The 19519-nt window shown below is 64.2% G+C and carries 14 protein-coding genes and 3 rRNA genes; 12 read left to right on the forward strand and 5 right to left on the reverse strand.

Features of this window, described 5'->3' with window-relative positions:
* The first annotated feature begins 9 nt into the window (after positions 1-9).
* Genes QN239_RS15305 through QN239_RS15315 form a run of 3 tightly spaced genes read left to right on the forward strand, consistent with a single transcriptional unit; the run spans position 10 to position 1663 of the window.
* Positions 10-639 carry a hypothetical protein gene (locus QN239_RS15305; RefSeq protein ID WP_499011554.1) on the forward strand — a complete coding sequence of 210 codons (630 nt, stop codon included), beginning with the start codon at positions 10-12 and terminating at the stop codon, positions 637-639.
* Complete coding sequence (locus tag QN239_RS15310) at positions 636-1202, forward strand: hypothetical protein (RefSeq protein WP_499011555.1); 567 nt, start codon at positions 636-638, stop codon at positions 1200-1202. Before QN239_RS15305 ends, QN239_RS15310 begins: the two co-directional genes overlap by 4 nt.
* On the forward strand, positions 1199-1663 hold the full coding sequence (locus tag QN239_RS15315; RefSeq protein ID WP_499011557.1) for a hypothetical protein: 465 nt from the start codon (positions 1199-1201) through the stop codon (positions 1661-1663). Before QN239_RS15310 ends, QN239_RS15315 begins: the two co-directional genes overlap by 4 nt.
* On the opposite strand, the gene QN239_RS15320 is transcribed toward QN239_RS15315, so the two are convergent.
* Both QN239_RS15320 and QN239_RS15325 read right to left on the reverse strand, forming a co-directional pair.
* On the reverse strand, positions 1620-2936 hold the full coding sequence (locus QN239_RS15320; protein WP_499011558.1) for a hypothetical protein: 1317 nt from the start codon (positions 2934-2936) through the stop codon (positions 1620-1622). The genes QN239_RS15315 and QN239_RS15320 overlap by 44 nt on opposite strands.
* Positions 2937-2966: 30 nt before the next feature.
* Positions 2967-4754: an ABC-F family ATP-binding cassette domain-containing protein gene (locus tag QN239_RS15325; protein WP_090364238.1), complete on the reverse strand. Its 1788-nt coding sequence runs from the start codon at positions 4752-4754 to the stop codon at positions 2967-2969.
* Between the two features lie 131 nt (positions 4755-4885).
* Here QN239_RS15325 and QN239_RS15330 point away from each other — a divergent pair, with 131 nt between their 5' ends.
* The 3 genes from QN239_RS15330 to QN239_RS15340 all read left to right on the forward strand — a co-directional run bounded on the left by QN239_RS15330 (position 4886) and on the right by QN239_RS15340 (position 8616).
* Positions 4886-7852 (forward strand): acyl-CoA synthetase, encoded by a 2967-nt coding sequence (locus tag QN239_RS15330; protein WP_499011560.1) that lies wholly within the window; start codon positions 4886-4888, stop codon positions 7850-7852.
* 103 nt (positions 7853-7955) lie between these two features.
* On the forward strand, positions 7956-8393 hold the full coding sequence (locus QN239_RS15335; protein WP_499011562.1) for a hypothetical protein: 438 nt from the start codon (positions 7956-7958) through the stop codon (positions 8391-8393).
* A gap of 7 nt (positions 8394-8400) precedes the next feature.
* Entirely contained in the window at positions 8401-8616 is a 216-nt protein-coding gene (locus QN239_RS15340; RefSeq protein ID WP_499011563.1) for a Trm112 family protein, read from the forward strand.
* Here QN239_RS15340 and QN239_RS15345 read toward each other — a convergent pair.
* From QN239_RS15345 to QN239_RS15355, 3 genes are read right to left on the reverse strand one after another with little or no spacing between them, the layout of a single operon-like run.
* Positions 8588-9202: a TetR/AcrR family transcriptional regulator gene (locus tag QN239_RS15345; RefSeq protein ID WP_090364232.1), complete on the reverse strand. Its 615-nt coding sequence runs from the start codon at positions 9200-9202 to the stop codon at positions 8588-8590. The two genes, QN239_RS15340 and QN239_RS15345, sit on opposite strands and share 29 nt — an antisense overlap.
* Positions 9199-10026, reverse strand: a complete 828-nt coding sequence (locus QN239_RS15350; protein WP_499011564.1) for an ABC transporter permease — start codon at positions 10024-10026, stop codon at positions 9199-9201. The genes QN239_RS15345 and QN239_RS15350 overlap by 4 nt, the downstream gene beginning before the upstream one ends.
* Positions 9960-10724: an ABC transporter ATP-binding protein gene (locus QN239_RS15355; RefSeq protein ID WP_090364229.1), complete on the reverse strand. Its 765-nt coding sequence runs from the start codon at positions 10722-10724 to the stop codon at positions 9960-9962. Before QN239_RS15355 ends, QN239_RS15350 begins: the two co-directional genes overlap by 67 nt.
* Positions 10725-10783: 59 nt before the next feature.
* Between QN239_RS15355 and QN239_RS15360 the strand changes: the two genes are divergently transcribed.
* The 6 genes from QN239_RS15360 (at position 10784) to QN239_RS15385 (ending at position 19519) form a co-directional block, all read left to right on the forward strand.
* Positions 10784-11425: a DNA-3-methyladenine glycosylase gene (locus QN239_RS15360; RefSeq protein WP_499011566.1), complete on the forward strand. Its 642-nt coding sequence runs from the start codon at positions 10784-10786 to the stop codon at positions 11423-11425.
* Positions 11426-11452: 27 nt separating this feature from the next.
* A complete protein-coding gene (gene tyrS, locus QN239_RS15365) occupies positions 11453-12754 on the forward strand; it encodes a tyrosine--tRNA ligase (RefSeq protein WP_499011568.1) in 1302 nt (433 codons plus the stop codon).
* Positions 12755-13135: 381 nt separating this feature from the next.
* Positions 13136-14653 (forward strand): 16S ribosomal RNA (locus QN239_RS15370).
* Positions 14654-15060: 407 nt separating this feature from the next.
* Positions 15061-18184: ribosomal RNA gene (locus tag QN239_RS15375) — 23S ribosomal RNA — on the forward strand.
* A gap of 180 nt (positions 18185-18364) precedes the next feature.
* A 5S ribosomal RNA gene (gene rrf, locus QN239_RS15380) occupies positions 18365-18477 on the forward strand.
* The 16S, 23S and 5S rRNA genes sit together here, the layout of an rRNA operon.
* Positions 18478-18691: 214 nt before the next feature.
* The gene (locus QN239_RS15385; RefSeq protein WP_499011570.1) at positions 18692-19519 is read left to right on the forward strand and encodes a tetratricopeptide repeat protein; all 828 of its coding nucleotides are present in this window, start codon (positions 18692-18694) and stop codon (positions 19517-19519) included.

The raw sequence follows: 19519 nt of genomic DNA on the forward strand, positions 1-19519 counted from the left end.
TCGGCAGCCATGGAGCCCGGGGGGAGCACCGTGACCGTCACCGGGCGTGTCCGGCGGTGGCTTTCGGGCTGGGGTGTCACACAGTGGCGGCGGGCCGGGCTGATCGTGGTACTCGCGGGCACCGCTGCGTTCGGTGGGCTGGACACGGTGAACAAGCAGGTCACCGAGCTCAAACCCGGCGATCAATTCAACACCGGCGAGTTCGAGATGACGGTGCAGCGCGCCACGCTGGTGAACGAGGTGCGGGCCGGCAACCGGCTGCTGTTCCCCGCGCAACCGGGTAGCCGCTATCTCGGTCTGGTGGTCACCGCACACAACATCGGCACGCTGCCCGGCGTGGTGGACAAGCCGGTGCAACTGGTCGATCAGCCGAGGGCCAGGGTGCTGGCGCCGATGCGGGTGGCAGACGGGACGATCGCGGGGCGGCTCGGTCCCGGTCTCACCGACCAGATCGTGCTGCTGTGGCAGCTGCCGGAGACCGCGCTGTCGGTCGGCAGCGAGTTGCCCGTCCGGGTCTGGAAAGAAATGCGGAGGCTGAACGTGACCGCCGGACAGGGCTGGATTCTGGGCAACGACTACGGTGAATTGACCGTCCCGGTCGGTGGCCAATTGACCGGCCCGGTCGGAGGCCGGCCGTGATGCGGGCGCCCTACGCCCTGGCCACCGCCGTGGTTGTGGCGGTCGCGGCGTGGATGTGGCACAACCTGCCCGCCCCTGACGACGTGTACGCCCCGTTCGACGTCGACGCCGGGATGGGACAACAGGCCACCGGCCGGACCCTCACTGCGCAGGTCACCGGCGTGCGCATCGGCCCACGGATCCGCAAGCAGGAGTACCGTCCGATCCTGGTCGACGCGGTGAGCACCTGGGTGGCGGTGGACGGCGAGGCGATGACGACCCACACCGACCAGGTGCCCACCGTCCAGTTGCTCGTCGGGCCGAACACGTATGCGCTCACCCAGCGCCTCGGATTCATGCCGCTCGCCGGCTCGTTGGCTCCCGGTATCACCGTGCGCGGATCGTGGGTCTTCGACGTGCCCGCCGAACTCGTGGCGCCGGGGCGCGGCGACATCACCGTGCGCGCGTGGACCGGCGACGGACGGCAGGACTCCCGGCTGGTCTTCACCATTGGTCTTGATGATTCGCGGGTTCAGCGCACCGACCTCATCCAAATCCCGCCGGGAACGCAGGTCGGGACATGACGACGCGACTGTGGCAGCGCAATCTCATCGGTACCGCCGTCGCCGCCATCGCGCTGGCGGCGATCACCTGGTTCACCCTGCTGCCGTCGTGGGAGGACTATGCGCGCACCGTCCGTCCGGCGCACGAAGCCGCCGCGCATCAACCGATCGAGGTCGACGGGCTGACCTGGTCGGTCCGCAATGTCAGTCGCTCGACGACGCAGCTCGGGTCCGGGGCGCCGGTCCCCGAGGGCACCGTCCGGATGAATGTCGCCGTCCAACGATCGGGATCGCCGGCCGACGGGATTCCGTGCACCGGTTACCTCGTCGACGGCGACCGGTCCTGGCGCGCCGTCGCCGGGGCGCCGTGCGGTGCGGCCACGGCGATGGAGTGGAGCTTCCTGATTCCGGCGAGCGCCGAGCCGACAGCCGTCGACGTCAGGAAATCGGATGGCTCGATTCTGATCCGACTTCGGCTGTAGGCCGTGCAGGTATCGCCGCAGCGCTGCGGTCCAGACACCAAGCCAGCGTGGTCGCGATCAGACAGATCCGCAGCGGCTCGATGATCGAGTGCGAGACCAGTGCCATCAGGTCCCACGTGCCGTACCAGAACGTGATGTCATGCGGACCGAGCAGCCAGGCCATCCCACGCAACAGGTACCCCGACCCCAATTGTGCCCGGAAGAAGCTGCCCGACATGTCCAGCCAGGCCAGGCCTAGATAGGCCAATACGTACAGCGACACCGCGAAGATACCGCCGGCGGCGATGACGTGGGCCGAATCGGTGATGGGTTTGAACTTGCCGAGCTGTCCGGTGAACTGATCGTGGACCTCGTTGCGCACCTTGCCGGGAACGCGTTTCCACCCGGTGCTCAGCTGCGTCCGGGCGGTCGCCGAACGCTCGATCCACCTGCCGACCCGGTCCCCGCCGACACGCCGGGCGGCGGCGTGCCAGTCGGGCTTGGCTGTGGCGCCGTAGACGATGCACGCGACGGCGAGCCAGATGAGCGGTACCGCCGCACCGCCGAACACGGTTCTCAGCGCCCACATCGCGCCGTCCCACGCCGCCTCCAGCGGGTGGAAGTGCGAGAACACGCCTTCGCGGGTGTCGTTGAACCACACGATGATCCGTCGTTCCGACACCCATGCCGACGGATTGATCAGGAACGTCACACCGTGACTCGCCGAGAAGGTGAGCACCAGGAACACCCACAGCGTGTCCAGGTAGACGCGGACCGGCAGCAGCCAGGCCGGCATCTTGTCCTTCACCCGGCCGAACAGGAATCGGGCCACCAGTGCGGCGACGATGATCACGATGGTGACCGTGCTTACCGGCAGCAGCTCCGGATGCAACTCGACCGGACCGCTCGACGTGGACATCGCGCCGAGCTTGTAATACAAGCCGCGGTACTCGAAGGACAGCCAGTCCTCCCGGAACATCTGCCATGCCAGGTAGATCGCGAAGAACGGCACGACGATGGTGGCGAACACATCGATCTGGCGGGACGGGCGCGGTGGCAGCGCGGCGAGTGCGGGGATGCCGCTGCGCAGCACCAGGAACATCCCCACATATGAGCCGAGCCGTGCCATACCGGCCAGCGGCATGATCAGCGATGCCCAGAGGTCATTGTCGTAGCCGGCCCACGCCGCCCACTCGATGGCGGCGGTACGGCCGAGGTAGCCGAGCAGATAACAGGCCACCAGCTGTGGAAAGTGACGGACCAACAGCGTCACCGGCATCAGCAAGTAGCGCACCGGCTCATCGTAACCGGGGCACTCCGAGACTTAGCCCAGCATCTCGGTGAGCTCCAGCCACTTCTCCTCGAGTTCGGCGACCTCGGTCTCCAGGTCGCGAAGCTTGCCGGTAAGCCCTTGCAGCCCTTCGAAATCGCCTTGATCGTGTTCGGCAAGGCGCTGGTGTGCCGTGTCGATCTGTCCGGTCAGCTTCTCCAGCCTGCGTTCGATCGAGGCCACTTCCTTCTGCGCCGCCCGCAGATCGGCACCGGAGAGCCCTTCCTGGGCCACGGGTTTGGCCGGCGCGGGGCCGGTCTGGGCGGCATGCGAGGCGCGCAACCGGAGGTATTCGTCCACGCCGCCGGGCAGGTGCCGCAACCGGCCGCCGAGGATCCCGTACTGCTGATCGGTGACCCGTTCCAGGAAGTACCGGTCGTGGCTGACGACGATCAGCGTGCCGGGCCAGGAGTCCAGCAGGTCCTCCATCGCGGCCAGCATGTCGGTGTCCAGGTCGTTGGTCGGCTCGTCGAGGATCAGCACGTTGGGCTGCTCCAACAGGATGAGCAGAAACTGCAGCCGGCGCTGCTGGCCGCCCGAGAGGTCCTTGATCGGAGTGGACAGTTGGGCGCTGGCGAAGCCCAGGCGTTCCAGCAGTTGGCTGGGCGTGAGTTCCTGGGCCTTGGAGCCCGATCCGAAGGTGTAGGTGCTGGCCAGCTGGGTCAGCACCACCCGTACCGGGTCGTCGAGGTGTCCGGCCAGCTTGTCCACACCCTGGGTCAGCGTCGCGACCTTCACCGTCTTACCGCGCTTCACCCGGCCCTCGGTCGGCTGCACCGAACCGTCGACCAGGCCGAGCAGCGTCGACTTACCTGCACCGTTGACGCCGAGGATGCCGGTGCGCTCACCCGGGGCGATGAGCCACTCGACGCCGTGCAGCACCTCGCGGCCGTCGTAGCTCACCGACGCGTCGAGCAGGTCGATCACCTGTTTGCCCAGTCGCGTCACGGCAAGCGACTGCAGTGCCACCTTGTCGCGGATTTCCGGGACATCGGCGATCAGGGCGTTGGCGGCGTCGATCCGGAATTTCGGTTTCGACGTGCGCGCCGGTGCCCCACGGCGCAGCCAGGCCAGCTCCTTGCGGGCCAGGTTCTGCCGCCGCTCCTCGATGGTGGCGGCCTGGCGGTCCCGCTCGACCCGCTGCAGGATGTAGGCCGCGTAGCCGCCGTCGAACGGCTCCACGATCCGGTCGTGCACCTCCCACGTCACCGTGCACACTTCGTCGAGGAACCAGCGGTCGTGGGTGACCACCAGGAGTCCGCCGGCGTTCGGGCTCCACCGCCGTTTCAGATGCTCGGCCAGCCAGGTGATGCCCTCCACGTCGAGATGGTTGGTCGGCTCGTCGAGTGCCAGGACGTCGTCGTCGCCGGCCAGCAGCCTGGCCAGCGCCACCCGGCGGCGTTGCCCGCCGGACAGGGTGCCCAGCACCGCGTGCCAGTCCAGGTCGCTGAGCAGACCGGCGATCACATCCCGCCCGCGTGGGTCGCCCGCCCATTCGTGCTCGGGCGTATCGCCGACCACCGCGTGCCCGACGGTGTCGGTGGGATCCAGGGTGTCGGCCTGGTCGAGGACGCCGATGCGTACGCCGCCGCGCACCGTGACCCGGCCGCCGTCCGGCTTCACCCGGCCGGCCAGCATGGCCAGCAAGCTGGATTTGCCGTCGCCGTTTCGGCCGACGATTCCGATCCGGTCGCCCTCGTTCACGCCGAGGGAGACGGAGTCGAAGACGACCTTGGTCGGGTATTCGAGGTGGAGGGCTTCTGCCCCGAGAAGATGCGCCATGTCCCCCTAAGGCTAGGCGGACGTCGTGACGTCCATTCACCGACCATATTCGCGGTGGCCGGCAGCTGTTGCTGTGCCATGATGTCGGGGCAATCGGGGGATTGAACTCGTGATACGTAGGGGAGCGGGCGTTGGTCGATTTCTCGTTGATCACCGGACCGGTCGGCCGTCTTCTGGCCACCGCCCAGAACGGGATCGAGGTGCTCCGCTACGGCGGCCTGGAGACCGGCGCGGTGCCGTCGCCGTACCAGATCATCGAGAGCGTCCCGATGTACAAGCTGCGCCGTTATTTTCCGCCGGACAGCCGTCCGGGTGCGGCGGCGCCCGGTGCACCGGTGCTCATGGTGCACCCGATGATGATGTCGGCCGATATGTGGGACGTGACCCGCGCCGACGGCGCCGCCGGGATCCTGCATGCCTCGGGACTCGATCCCTGGGTCATCGACTTCGGCTCACCCGACCAGGTCGAGGGCGGGATGCAGCGCAACCTCGCCGACCACGTGGTCGCGCTGAGCGAGGCCGTCGACACCGTCAAACGAGTGACCGGGCATGACGTCCATCTGATCGGCTACTCCCAGGGCGGGATGTTCTGCTACCAGACCGCGGCCTACCGCCGTGCCAAGGACCTGGCGAGCATCATCACCTTCGGTTCGCCGGTGGACACCCTGGCCGCGCTGCCGATGGGTATCCCCCCGAACATGGGGGCGGTGGCGGCGAACTTCATGGCCGACCACGTCTTCTCCCGTATCGACATTCCAGGGTGGTTGGCGCGCACCGGTTTCCAGATGCTGGATCCGCTGAAGACCGCGCAGGCCCGGCTGGACTTCCTGCGCCAGTTGCATGACCGCGAGGCGCTGTTGCCGCGGGAACAGCAGCGACGCTTCCTGGACTCCGAGGGTTGGATCGCCTGGTCGGGACCGGCGATCTCCGAACTGCTCAAGCAGTTCATCGCGCACAACCGGATGATGTCCGGTGGGTTCTCTGTGCGTGGGGATCTGGTCACCCTCGCCGATATCGACTGCCCGATCCTGGCGGTGGTCGGTGAGGTCGACGATATCGGCCAGCCGGCCTCGGTACGCGGGATCAAGCGCGCCGCGCCCAAGGCCGATGTGTACGAATATCTGATCAGGACTGGACATTTCGGTCTCGTCGTAGGTTCCAAGGCGGCCGCTCAGTCGTGGCCGACGGTTGCCGCGTGGGTCAAATGGCGCGGCGGCGACGGGGCCCTGCCCGACGGTGTGGTGCCGATGGCGGTCCGGTCGGAGACCGCGGCGACGGACAGTGGTGTTGCGTTCGCCTCCCGGGTGGCCGCGGGTACCGCGGCGGCGACCGAGGTGGCGTTCGGCCTGGCCCGCACCGCCGCGGATGCCGTTGTGGCAGCGCAGAAATCGGCACGCACGCTGGCCGTCGAGACCGCACGCACGCTGCCCAGGCTGGCGCGTCTGGGGCAGGTGAATGACCACACCCGGATCTCGCTGGGCCGGATCATGTCCGAACAGGCCATGCACAATCCCGACGGCGAGTTCCTGTTGTTCGACGGCCGCGTGCACACCTACGAAGCGGTGGACCGTCGCGTCAACAACGTGGTGCGCGGCCTGATCGGGGTCGGTATCCGGCAGGGTGTGCGGGTTGGCTTGCTGATGGACACCCGCCCCAGCGCGTTGGTCGCCATCGCCGCGCTGTCCCGGCTCGGTGCGGTGGCCGTGCTGATCCCACCGGATGCCGACCTGCACGAGGTGGTGCGCCTGGGCGGGATCGCCGATGTGCTCGCCGACCCGGGCAACCTCGACGTGGCCCGTGGGCTCGGCATCCGGGTGCTGGTCCTCGGCGGCGGTGAATCGCGTGACCTGAATCTGCAGGGCGACCCGGACGTCACCGATATGGAAAAGATCGATCCCGATCAGGTCGAGCTGCCGGGGTGGTATCGACCCAACCCCGGATACGCCCGCGACCTGGCCTTTGTGGCGTTCGCCAGCGCCGGCGGCGAATTGGTGCCCCGTCAGATCACCAACTTCCGGTGGGCGTTGTCGGCGTTCGGCACGGCTTCGGCGGCCAATCTGGGCAACCGCGACACCGTGTACTGCCTGACCCCGTTGCACCACCAGTCGGGGCTGCTGGTGAGCCTGGGTGGCGCCGTGGTGGGCGGGGCGCGCATCGCCCTGTCCCGGGGGCTGACACCGGATCGCTTCCTGCACGAGATCCGTCAGTACGGCGTGACGGTGGTGTCCTACACCTGGGCGATGCTGGGTGAGGTCATCGACGATCCGTCGTTCGTGCTGTCCGGCAATCACCCGGTGCGGCTGTTCATCGGATCCGGTATGCCGGCGGGCCTGTGGCGGCGGGTGGTCGAGGTCTTCGATCCGGCGCATGTGGTGGAGTTCTTCGCCACCACCGACGGGCAGGCCGTGTTGGCCAATGTGTCGGGCGTCAAGTTCGGCAGCAAGGGCAGGCCGTTGCCGGGCGGTGGCCGGGTGCAGCTGGCCGCCTATGACGCCGATGACGACATCATCCTGGAGGACGAGCACGGGTTCGTGCGACTGGCGCAGGTCAACGAGGTGGGTGTGCTGCTCGCGCGACCGCGTGGCCCGGTCGACCCGACCGCCCTGGTCAAGCGGGGTGTCTTCGCGCCGGCGGACACCTGGGTGTCCACCGAATCGCTGTTCCGCCGCGACGAGGACGGTGACTACTGGCTGGTCGACAACCGCAGCGCCGTCATCCGCACCGAGCGCGGACCGGTGTTCACCGCTGCGGTCAACGACGCCGTCAGCCGCGTCGGCGCGGTCGACCTGTCGGTCACCTACAGCCTGGAGTCGGGCGGCCGCATCCTCGCGGTGACGGCGGTGACGTTGCGCCCGGGCGGCAGCGCGCCGAGCGCGGAGGTGTCCGAGGCACTGGCGGCGTTGCCCGTCGGTGTGGGCCCGGACATCGTGTACGTGACACCGCATATGACCCTCAGTGCGTCCTATCGTCCGCTGGTCGGCCCGCTACGTGCGGCGGGGATCCCGAGGGCGTCGCGTAACAGTTGGTATTTCGACGCCGATACGAGTCAGTACAAGCGTCTGACGGCGGCGGTGCGTGCTGAGCTTGGGGACTTGTGACGGCGGGCCAGCGGCGGAGCGACCCGGCGTGACCACGAGCCCCGTGCCCGGTGGCGGCGGCGCTGTTAGGCTCCCCGTGACGTCGAAACGCAGTGGAGGATCAATGGCACCGGAAGTTTCACGGCCGAACGGTTGGCGCCGCGCCATCGCAGGCATCGCCGTGGCCACCGGCCTGATGGCCGCCTTCGGATCCGGTGTCGCCAGCGCCGACGTCCTCGACGACATCGCCGCGGAGTACGACACCGGGGCGGGCGGCGGCCAGATCTCCAACCTCATCCACGATGCGCTCAAGCTTCGGGCCCTGGGGTTCATGCCGTCGCGGGGTAACTATGCCGACCTCAAGGACGGCCTGGACCGGCGACCGAATCAGACGCCGCTGATCAGCGCGTTGAAGGCCACGGTCGATTTCCAGCGCAAGACGCAGGCCCGCACCCAGGCGCCGTCGAACCCGACCACCATCGGCATCAACACCTACGATCCGACCAACAGCGGCATTCTGGGTGGCTTCAGCATCAGTGGCCCGCCGCTGGGCGGCGGATAGCGACGTCGTGGTCGACTCCAGACTTCTGAGCATCCTGGTCTGCCCCGAGGATCACGGCCCGCTGCTGTACGTCACCGGCGAAGGCCTGTACAACCCCAGGTTGCGCCGCATGTACCCGATCGTCGACGACATTCCGGTACTGCTGATCGACGAAGCGGTCGCGGTGACCGAGGACGCCGAGCACGACCGTCTGGTCAGCTCAGGCTCGGCAGCTCACCAGTGAGGTAGCGCTGCAGATTCGGTGCGATCGTCTTGGCGATCGACTCGGGTGGCAGCGACGCGAACGGCTCCAACTCCAGGATGTAGCGCGCGACCACCACTCCCACCAGCTGGGAGGCCACGAACTGCACGCGGATGGCCCCGGAACCGGGCGGGTCGTCCACCCGGGAGCCGACCTCGACGGTGATCACTTCCTGCAGGAACGAGCGCACCAGGCTGACGTCGGCACCACCGAGCAGTGAGCGCAGGGTGGCGATGAAGCCCTTGCCGATCTCGGAATCCCACAGCGGCAACAGCAGCGTCGGCAGCACCAGACCGATCTCGTCGACCGGCGTCTCTCGCAGCGGGCCGATCACCTGCATCGGGTCGATCGGAATGTGGATGGCCGCGGCGAACAATTGCTGCTTGGTGCCGTAGTAGTGGTGCACCAGCGCGCCGTCCACCCCGGCGGCGGTCGCGATGGCCCGGATCGATGTCTTGTCGAATCCGTTGCGGGAGAACAGTTCCCGGGCGTGCTCCAGGATTCGCTCGCGGGTATCCGACGCGCCGGGCGGTCGTCCGGGGCGTTTTCGCTCGGTGTGGTCGGTCACGGAGTCCTTCGTCGCAGGGTCGCCGCAGCCAACGCGAGTGAGACGACCGCGAAACCGATCACCACCGCGATATAGCGGAGCGCGATCGCCGTGGGTTCGCTGTACGCGCCGACCTGCTGCAATGCTTCCAGAGCGTAGCTGGCAGGCATCGTGTTGCTGACCCACTGCAGCCACTCGGGCAACGCCGCCCTGGGGACGACGATGCCGCACAGCAGCAGCTGCGGCGCGATCACCACCGGCATGAATTGCACCGCCTGGAATTCGGTGCGGGCGAATGCGCTGCACAGCAGGCCCAGGCCCACGCCGAGGACCGCGTTGACGATGGCGATGAAGAAGACCAGCGCCGGGCTGCCCGCGGTGTCGAAGCCCAGCAGCCAGAACGCGACGACACAGGCCAGGGTGGCCTGGACGGCTGCCGCGATGGAGAACGCCGTCCCGTAGGCGGCGAGCAGGTCGAACCGGCGTAGTGGGGTGGTCAGGATCCGCTCGAGCGTGCCGGACACCCGTTCGCGTTGCATGGTGATCGAGGTGATCAGGAACATCACGATCAGGGGAAAGACGCCGAGCATGATCAAGCAGGCGTTGTTGAACGGCGACGGCGTGCCCGCGCGGTGGGAACCGCCCGCGACATTGTCGAACATGAAGTACATCAACGTGATGACCAAGGTGGGCACCAGGACGATCATCGCCACGCTGCGGTGATCGCCGGCCAGCTGGCGCAGGATCCTGCCGGTGGTGGCCAGGTAGGCCTGTGGGCTCAGCTTGTGGCGGCTGCGGTGGTGTGCCGGATGACGGACAGGAACGCTTCCTCCAGTGACGAACATCCTGTGTCCTCTCGCAATCGGGTGGGCGTGGTGTGGGCGAGGAGGCGGCCTTCGCGCATGAGCAGCAGGTCGCCGCAGTGGTCGGCTTCGTCCATGACGTGGCTGGACACCAGCAGAGTGGTTCCGGCCCGGGCCAGCTGGTCGAACTGTTCCCACAGGTCGACCCGCAGCACCGGGTCCAAGCCGACGGTGGGCTCATCCAGCACCAGGAGGTCCGGCCGTGACACCAATGCGCAAGCCAGCGAAACCCGCGTGCGCTGACCGCCGGACAGGTTGTCGCACAACGCTGTTCGGTGATCGCTCAGCCCCACCGCGGCGATGGCGTCCTCGGCTGCCTGCGCGTCGCAACCGTAGAGCGCGGCGAAGTAGCGGGCATTGTCGATCACACGCAGGTCGCGGTAGATGGTGGCGTCCTGGGTGACATAACCGACGCGGCGGCGCAGGTCGGCGGAGCCGGCGGGCCGGCCGAGCACGGTGACCGTGCCCGAGGCAACGATCTGGGTCCCGACGACGGCCCGCATCAGGGTGGTCTTTCCGCAGCCCGACGGACCCAGCAGGCCGGTGATGGTGCCCCGGGCGATCTGCACGGACAGATCGGCGATCGCGGGTCGGCCGCCGCGGACGACCTGCAGATTCTCGATGGAGATCGCGGGCTCCGCACGCCCGTGAATTAATTCATCATTTGATGAAGTCATCATGTGATGAATAGTGCGCCCGGTGGGTGGGGCTGTCAAGGGGCCGGGCACAATCTGAGGGCATGGGGCGATCGGAGCGACGGGGGAGCCTGGATGCGCTGGCAGTCGACCCGGTGACCGCCGCGCGGTCGCTTCTGGGCGCCGAACTCGAGAGCCGTGGCGTGCTGGCGACCATCGTCGAGGTGGAGGCCTACGGTGGCCCGCCGGGTCAGCCATGGCCGGATGCGGCGGCGCATTCCTACGGAGGTCCGCGCCCGCGCAATGCGGTGATGTTCGGTCCGGCTGGACGGATGTACACCTACCGCAGTTACGGGATCCACGTGTGCGCCAATGTCGTATGTGGCACTGAGGGTTTCGCAGCCGCCGTGCTGCTGCGGTCCGCGGTGATCACCGGGGGTGTGGAGGTGGCGCGTAGTCGCCGGGGTCTGGCCGTCCCCACGGCAGCGCTGGCGCGCGGCCCGGGAAATCTGTGTTCAGCCTTGGGAATTCTCATGACGGACAACGGAATCGACCTCGACGATGACGCATGCGAGGTCCGGATCAGGCTCAAGCCGCCCACCGGCCCTGTCGACGGCGTTGCCGGCCCGAGGGTGGGGGTGAGCACCGCCGCCGATCGGCCGTGGCGATTCTGGCTGCCCGGCCATCCCGAGGTGTCGGCCTACCGGCGCAGCCCGCGGGCTCCGGCGCCGGGCGGTAGCGACTGAGCGGCGCGGTAGGCAAAGATCGACAGCGTGAGTACCGGAATCCTCGAAGAACTGGAATGGCGCGGGTTGATCGCGCAGTCGACTGATCGGGACGCGCTGGCATCGGATCTCGCCGCCGGTCCCATGACGGTCTATTCGGGATTCGACCCGACTGCACCCAGCCTGCATGCCGGGCATCTGGTGCCGCTGCTGACCCTGCGCCGATTCCAGCAGGCCGGACATCGACCGATCGTGCTGGCCGGCGGGGCGACGGGCATGATCGGCGACCCGCGTGAGACCGGTGAGCGGACGCTGAACACCGCCGATACCGTGGCCGACTGGGCGGACCGGATCCGCGGTCAACTGGAGCGGTTCGTGGAGTTCGACGATTCGCCGACCGGTGCCATCGTGGAGAACAACCTGTCCTGGACCGGGGAGCTGTCGGCCGTCGAGTTTCTGCGCGATATCGGCAAGTACTTCTCGGTCAACGTGATGCTCGACCGTGACACCGTGCGGCGCCGGCTCGAAGGCGACGGTATCTCCTACACGGAGTTCAGCTACATGTTGTTGCAGGCCAATGACTACGTCGAGCTGCACCAACGGCACGGCTGCGCGCTGCAGATCGGCGGCTCCGACCAGTGGGGAAACATCGTGGCCGGGGCGCGGCTGGTCCGGCAGAAGTCCGGTGCGACGGTGCACGCGATGACGACACCCCTGGTCACGGACTCCGAGGGCAAGAAATTCGGCAAGTCGACCGGTGGCGGCAATGTGTGGCTCGACCCCGAGTTGACGTCGCCGTATGCCTGGTACCAGTACTTCGTGAACACCGGGGACGCCGATGTCCTCGGCTACCTGCGCTGGTTCACCTTCTTGGACGCCGAGGAGCTGGGGGAGCTTCGCGAGGCGACCGAAGAGCGGCCGCACGAACGCGCCGCGCAGCGCCGGCTCGCGCGCGAACTCACCACCTTGGTGCACGGTCAGGCGGCCACCGATGCGGTGGAGCTGGCCAGTCAGGCGCTGTTCGGCCGCGCGGAAATCGCTGACCTGGACGAATCCACGCTCACGGCGGCGTTGACGGAAGCCGCCAACGGGGAGGTCGCCGAGTTGGCGCCGGGTGATCCGGACGCCATCACCGACCTGCTGGTGGCGACCGGACTGTCCAAGAGTCGTGGGGAAGCCAAGCGGGCAGTCGCGGAGGGCGGGGTGTACGTCAATAACGCACGCGTGGAAAACGGCGAATGGATACCACAATCGACGGACTTTCTGCGAGACCGTTGGTTGGTGTTGCGGCGTGGCAAGCGCCACATTGCGGGGGTGCGCCGGGTCACCGGCTCTGACCAGCGAAAATAGGTCTCTGACCTGGCGATTTGACTCGCTGTTAGCCCTGCCGTAACTTATTCCAGGTCAGAGCGAAACGGCCAAGGCCGGAGAGCGAAGACCAAATCCGAGAGAAGTTCCCTTAAAGGGGAGTTACTCACTGCCCGCAGGACGGACCGCGGCTTTTAGCCGCGGGATTGCTGTGCGAGCGAAATCGGGCGTGTTGTTTGAGAACTCAATAGTGTGTTTGGTGGTTTTTGTTTGTTGTTTTTTGGCCACTCGTTTTTGGGGGGATTCCCGTCTTCCTGAGTTTGGTGGGTGGCTGTTTTTTTGGATGCCAGTTTTGGTGTCTTTTGTTAGTGATCGGATTTTTCTGATTCGAATTCTGCCTGCGCCTTTGGGTGTGGGGGTTTTTGTTTGGAGAGTTTGATTCTGGCTCAGGACGAACGCTGGCGGCGTGCTTAACACATGCAAGTCGAACGGAAAGGCCCTTCGGGGTGCTCGAGTGGCGAACGGGTGAGTAACACGTGGGTGATCTGCCCTGCACTTTGGGATAAGCCTGGGAAACTGGGTCTAATACCGAATATGACCGCATTCTTCATGGGGTGTGGTGGAAAGCTTTTGCGGTGTGGGATGGGCCCGCGGCCTATCAGCTTGTTGGTGGGGTAATGGCCTACCAAGGCGACGACGGGTAGCCGGCCTGAGAGGGTGACCGGCCACACTGGGACTGAGATACGGCCCAGACTCCTACGGGAGGCAGCAGTGGGGAATATTGCACAATGGGCGCAAGCCTGATGCAGCGACGCCGCGTGAGGGATGACGGCCTTCGGGTTGTAAACCTCTTTCAGCACAGACGAAGCGCGAGTGACGGTATGTGCAGAAGAAGGACCGGCCAACTACGTGCCAGCAGCCGCGGTAATACGTAGGGTCCGAGCGTTGTCCGGAATTACTGGGCGTAAAGAGCTCGTAGGTGGTTTGTCGCGTTGTTCGTGAAAACTCACAGCTTAACTGTGGGCGTGCGGGCGATACGGGCAGACTTGAGTACTGCAGGGGAGACTGGAATTCCTGGTGTAGCGGTGGAATGCGCAGATATCAGGAGGAACACCGGTGGCGAAGGCGGGTCTCTGGGCAGTAACTGACGCTGAGGAGCGAAAGCGTGGGGAGCGAACAGGATTAGATACCCTGGTAGTCCACGCCGTAAACGGTGGGTACTAGGTGTGGGTTTCCTTCCTTGGGATCCGTGCCGTAGCTAACGCATTAAGTACCCCGCCTGGGGAGTACGGCCGCAAGGCTAAAACTCAAAGAAATTGACGGGGGCCCGCACAAGCGGCGGAGCATGTGGATTAATTCGATGCAACGCGAAGAACCTTACCTGGGTTTGACATGCACAGGACGCCAGTAGAGATATTGGTTCCCTTGTGGCCTGTGTGCAGGTGGTGCATGGCTGTCGTCAGCTCGTGTCGTGAGATGTTGGGTTAAGTCCCGCAACGAGCGCAACCCTTGTCCTATGTTGCCAGCGGGTTATGCCGGGGACTCGTAGGAGACTGCCGGGGTCAACTCGGAGGAAGGTGGGGATGACGTCAAGTCATCATGCCCCTTATGTCCAGGGCTTCACACATGCTACAATGGCCGGTACAAAGGGCTGCGATGCCGTGAGGTGGAGCGAATCCTTGTAAAGCCGGTCTCAGTTCGGATCGGGGTCTGCAACTCGACCCCGTGAAGTCGGAGTCGCTAGTAATCGCAGATCAGCAACGCTGCGGTGAATACGTTCCCGGGCCTTGTACACACCGCCCGTCACGTCATGAAAGTCGGTAACACCCGAAGCCGGTGGCCTAACCCTTGTGGAGGGAGCCGTCGAAGGTGGGATCGGCGATTGGGACGAAGTCGTAACAAGGTAGCCGTACCGGAAGGTGCGGCTGGATCACCTCCTTTCTAAGGAGCACCACGAGAACCAGGCCCGCCCACATCGTGTGGGAGTTCGGTGACCTTGGTCGATTCGTTGGATGGCCGGCCTCTGTAGTGGAGGTTGGTCTGGTGCACGACAAACTTCGGTCCCTTTTTCGGGGGCTAGAACTGCCAGACACACTATTGGGCTTTGAGACAACAGGCCCTGCGATGCCCGACCTTTTGGGGTGGGGTTGTCGGCCTTCGACCCGTTGGGGTTGGTGGTGTTTGTTGTTGCCCTGCTTTGGTGGTGGGGTGTGGTGTTTGATTTGTGGATAGTGGTTGCGAGCATCTTGCACGCAGAATGTGTGGCTGTTGGCCTTCGGGTTGGTGGTTTCATTGTTTTGTGTGTTGTGATGTGCAATTTCTTTTTTCTTTATTCTGGTTTTTTTGTGTTGTAAGTGTTTAAGGGCGCATGGTGGATGCCTTGGCATTGGGAGCCGATGAAGGACGTGGGAGGCTGCGTTATGCCTCGGGGAGCTGCCAACCGAGCGTGGATCCGAGGATGTCCGAATGGGGAAACCCAGCACGAGTGATGTCGTGTTACCCACACCTGAATATATAGGGTGTGGGGGGGAACGCGGGGAAGTGAAACATCTCAGTACCCGTAGGAAGAGAAAACAAAAGTGATTCCGTGAGTAGTGGCGAGCGAAAGCGGAGGATGGCTAAACCGTATGCATGTGATACCCGGCGGGGGTTGTGTGTGCGGGGTTGTGGGGCGTTTCTTCTCTCATCCGCCGATGAGGGCAACAGTGATAAAGGTGTGTGTTAGCGGAAGTGGTCTTGGGATGGCCTGCCGTAGACGGTGAGAGCCCGGTACGCGAAAATGTGCACCCTGTTGTGGAACTGTCCCCGAGTAGCAGCGGGCCCGTGAAATCTGCTGTGAATCTGCCGGGACCATCCGGTAAGCCTGAATACTTCCCAATGACCGATAGCGGATTAGTACCGTGAGGGAATGGTGAAAAGTACCCCGGGAGGGGAGTGAAATAGTACCTGAAACCGTGTGCCTACAATCCGTCAGAGCCCTCGACTTGTCGTGGGGTGATGGCGTGCCTTTTGAAGAATGAGCCTGCGAGTCAGGGACATGTCGCGAGGTTAACCCGTGTGGGGTAGCCGCAGCGAAAGCGAGTCTGAATAGGGCGTATCCAATCCGTAGGGGTTGGTGTAGTGGTGTGTTCTGGACCCGAAGCGGAGTGATCTACCCATGGCCAGGGTGAAGCGCGGGTAAGACCGCGTGGAGGCCCGAACCCACTTAGGTTGAAGACTGAGGGGATGAGTTGTGGGTAGGGGTGAAAGGCCAATCAAACTCCGTGATAGCTGGTTCTCCCCGAAATGCATTTAGGTGCAGCGTTGCGTGTTTCTTGCCGGAGGTAGAGCTACTGGATGGCCGATGGGCCTCACAAGGTTACTGACGTCAGCCAAACTCCGAATGCCGGTAAGTGTAAGCGTGGCAGTGAGACGGCGGGGGATAAGCTCCGTGCGTCGAGAGGGAAACAGCCCAGATCGCCGACTAAGGCCCCTAAGCGTGTGCTAAGTGGAAAAGGATGTGCAGTCGCGAAGACAACCAGGAGGTTGGCTTAGAAGCAGCCACCCTTGAAAGAGTGCGTAATAGCTCACTGGTCAAGTGATTGTGCGCCGATAATGTAGCGGGGCTCAAGCACACCGCCGAAGTCGCGGCATTCAACATTTGTTGGATGGGTAGGGGAGCGTCCTGCACCCAGTGAAGCAGCCTGGTAATGGAGCTGTGGAGGGTGTGGGAGTGAGAATGCAGGCATGAGTAGCGATAAGGCAAGTGAGAACCTTGCCCGCCGAAAGACCAAGGGTTCCTGGGGCAGGCCAGTCCGCCCAGGGTGAGTCGGGACCTAAGGCGAGGCCGACAGGCGTAGTCGATGGACAACGGGTTGATATTCCCGTACCCGTGTGTGCGCGCCCATGATGAATCAGAGGTACTAACCGCCCAAAATGTGCGTTACCGATCACCTTCGGGTGTGAGGATTGCACAGGCTGCGCGGGACCTTCTCTGGTAGTAGTCAAGCGATGGGGTGACGCAGGAAGGTAGCCGTACCAGTCAGTGGTAATACTGGGGCAAGCCGGTAGGGAGAGGCCTAGGTAAATCCGGGTCTCATGAATCCTGAGAGGTGATGCATAGCCGATTGAGGCGAATTCGGTGATCCTATGCTGCCGAGAAAAGCCTCTAGCGAGCTCACACACGGCCCGTACCCCAAACCAACACAGGTGGTCAGGTAGAGAATACTAAGGCGTACGAGTGAACTATGGTTAAGGAACTCGGCAAAATGCCCCCGTAACTTCGGGAGAAGGGGGACCTCCTACTGTCATGGTCTTTGCGGCCGGCAGCGGTGGGGGGTGGCACAAACCAGTGAGAAGCGACTGTTTACTAAAAACACAGGTCCGTGCGAAGTCGCAAGACGATGTATACGGACTGACGCCTGCCCGGTGCTGGAAGGTTAAGAGGACCCGTTAACTCGTAAGGGTGAAGCGGAGAATTTAAGCCCCAGTAAACGGCGGTGGTAACTATAACCATCCTAAGGTAGCGAAATTCCTTGTCGGGTAAGTTCCGACCTGCACGAATGGCGTAACGACTTCTCAACTGTCTCAACCATAGACTCGGCGAAATTGCACTACGAGTAAAGATGCTCGTTACGCGCGGCAGGACGAAAAGACCCCGGGACCTTCACTACAACTTGGTATTGGTGCTCGGTTCGGTTTGTGTAGGATAGGTGGGAGACTGTGAAGCATGCACGCCAGTGTGTGTGGAGTCATTGTTGAAATACCACTCTGACCGTATTGGGCCTCTAACCTCGAACCGTATATCCGGTTCAGGAACAGTGCCTGGTGGGTAGTTTAACTGGGGCGGTTGCCTCCTAAAATGTAACGGAGGCGCCCAAAGGTTCCCTCAACCTGGATGGCAATCAGGTGTTGAGTGTAAGTGCACAAGGGAGCTTGACTGCGAGACGGACATGTCGAGCAGGGACGAAAGTCGGGACTAGTGATCCGGCACCTCTGAATGGAAGGGGTGTCGCTCAACGGATAAAAGGTACCCCGGGGATAACAGGCTGATCTTCCCCAAGAGTCCATATCGACGGGATGGTTTGGCACCTCGATGTCGGCTCGTCGCATCCTGGGGCTGGAGCAGGTCCCAAGGGTTGGGCTGTTCGCCCATTAAAGCGGCACGCGAGCTGGGTTTAGAACGTCGTGAGACAGTTCGGTCTCTATCCGCCGCGCGCGTCAGAAGCTTGAGGAAACCTGTCCCTAGTACGAGAGGACCGGGACGGACGAACCTCTGGTTTACCAGTTGTCCCACCAGGGGCACGGCTGGATAGCTACGTTCGGACAGGATAACCGCTGAAAGCATCTAAGCGGGAAACCTCTTCCAAGACCAGGCTTCTCACCCTTTTAGAGGGATAAGGCCCCCCGCAGACCACGGGATTGATAGGCCAGACCTGTACACCTAGTAATAGGTTCAGGGAACTGGTACTAACCGGCCGAAAACTTACACACACCCCAACAAAAGTGGGGTAACAAATCAAAACCATGTGTAAGAAAAAAGACGCACAACACATTGCCCGCAACCACACAATATCCACAGCAGATCAAACAATATTTTGACTGCACCCCACCACCAAAACACACCCACAGATTTCCCCCTCAAGAAGGGGGTCACTGAAAAGTGAATAGAGTTACGGCGGCCATAGCGGTAGGGAAACGCCCGGACCCATCCCGAACCCGGAAGCTAAGCCTACCAGCGCCGATGATACTACCCTTTCGGGTGGAAAAGTAGGACACCGCCGAACACAATTTAAAGCCCTCGGCCCTCCAACCACAAAGTTGGAGGGCCGAGGCATTTGTGTATCACCGGACAAATATTCTCCGGATTTAATCTGCCGAATTCGCGCGACTGTCGCGTTTCGCCGGCACCCGGCTATCCTTTCCCAGTACACAACGTTTGCGGGGAACAAGGCTTCCCAGCAACAGTGTCTACTACGAAGAGCGACCAGGAAGGCCAGCGTGGCGCAGGACAGGCAGGATGGCAGCGGCGAACGACGTCCGCGCCGTACCGACGGTGGACCGCGACGCGGATCTCGCGATCGTCCGAACGCACCTCGCTCCTCGGGTCCGGATCGAGGCCGTCGTGAGCAATCGCACCGCCCTTCCGACGGTGATGCCGAGCGGGCCGCCGGCCCGGCGATTCCCAAGGAGATCGAGGCAAAGCAGCTCTCTCCGGAGATTCGCAGCGAGCTGATCACCCTGGACAAATCCACCGCCGACGTGGTGGCCAGGCATCTGGTGGCGGCCGGCGAACTGCTCGACGAGGACCCGGAGGCCGCACTTGCCCATGCGCGTGCCGCCCGAGCGCGGTCCGGCCGTATCGCCGCGGTCCGCGAAGCGGTCGGTATCGCGGCCTATTTCTGTGGCGACTGGGCGCAAGCCCTCGCCGAGCTCAGGGCGGCCCGCCGCATGGGCAGCAAGTCGTCGTTGCTGCCGATGATCGCCGACTGCGAACGTGGCGTCGGCCGGCCGGAACGGGCGATCGAACTCGCCCGCACACCCGAGGCCGAACAGCTGACCGGCGACGACGCCGATGAGCTTCGTATCGTCATCGCCGGCGCTCGTTCCGACCTCGGTCAGCACGAGCAGGCACTTGCCCTGCTGTCGAGCCCACCGCTGGATCCGACCAGGACCGACCAAACCGGTGCGCGGTTGTTCTACGCCTACGCCGAGACACTGGTCGCGCTCGGCCGCAACGATGAAGCGGTGCAGGCTTTCATCCACGCCGCGGCCGCTGACGTCGAAGGCGTCACCGATGCCGAAGAGCGCCTCACCGAGCTGGGCTGA

This window comes from Mycolicibacterium sp. Y3 (assembly GCF_051188035.1).
Lineage (GTDB): Bacteria > Actinomycetota > Actinomycetes > Mycobacteriales > Mycobacteriaceae > Mycobacterium > Mycobacterium fluoranthenivorans.

What these genes read in the sequence shown, in the direction of transcription:
- QN239_RS15360 (WP_499011566.1), top strand. Translation starts at nt 10,784, where the DNA reads ATGGGGCGATCGGAGCGACGGGGGAGCCTGGATGCGCTGGCAGTCGAC.
- QN239_RS15315 (WP_499011557.1), top strand. Translation starts at nt 1,199, where the DNA reads ATGACGACGCGACTGTGGCAGCGCAATCTCATCGGTACCGCCGTCGCC.
- QN239_RS15305 (WP_499011554.1), top strand. Translation starts at nt 10, where the DNA reads ATGGAGCCCGGGGGGAGCACCGTGACCGTCACCGGGCGTGTCCGGCGG.
- QN239_RS15350 (WP_499011564.1), bottom strand. Translation starts at nt 10,026, where the DNA reads ATGTTCGTCACTGGAGGAAGCGTTCCTGTCCGTCATCCGGCACACCAC.
- QN239_RS15335 (WP_499011562.1), top strand. Translation starts at nt 7,956, where the DNA reads ATGGCACCGGAAGTTTCACGGCCGAACGGTTGGCGCCGCGCCATCGCA.
- QN239_RS15355 (WP_090364229.1), bottom strand. Translation starts at nt 10,724, where the DNA reads ATGATGACTTCATCAAATGATGAATTAATTCACGGGCGTGCGGAGCCC.
- QN239_RS15325 (WP_090364238.1), bottom strand. Translation starts at nt 4,754, where the DNA reads ATGGCGCATCTTCTCGGGGCAGAAGCCCTCCACCTCGAATACCCGACC.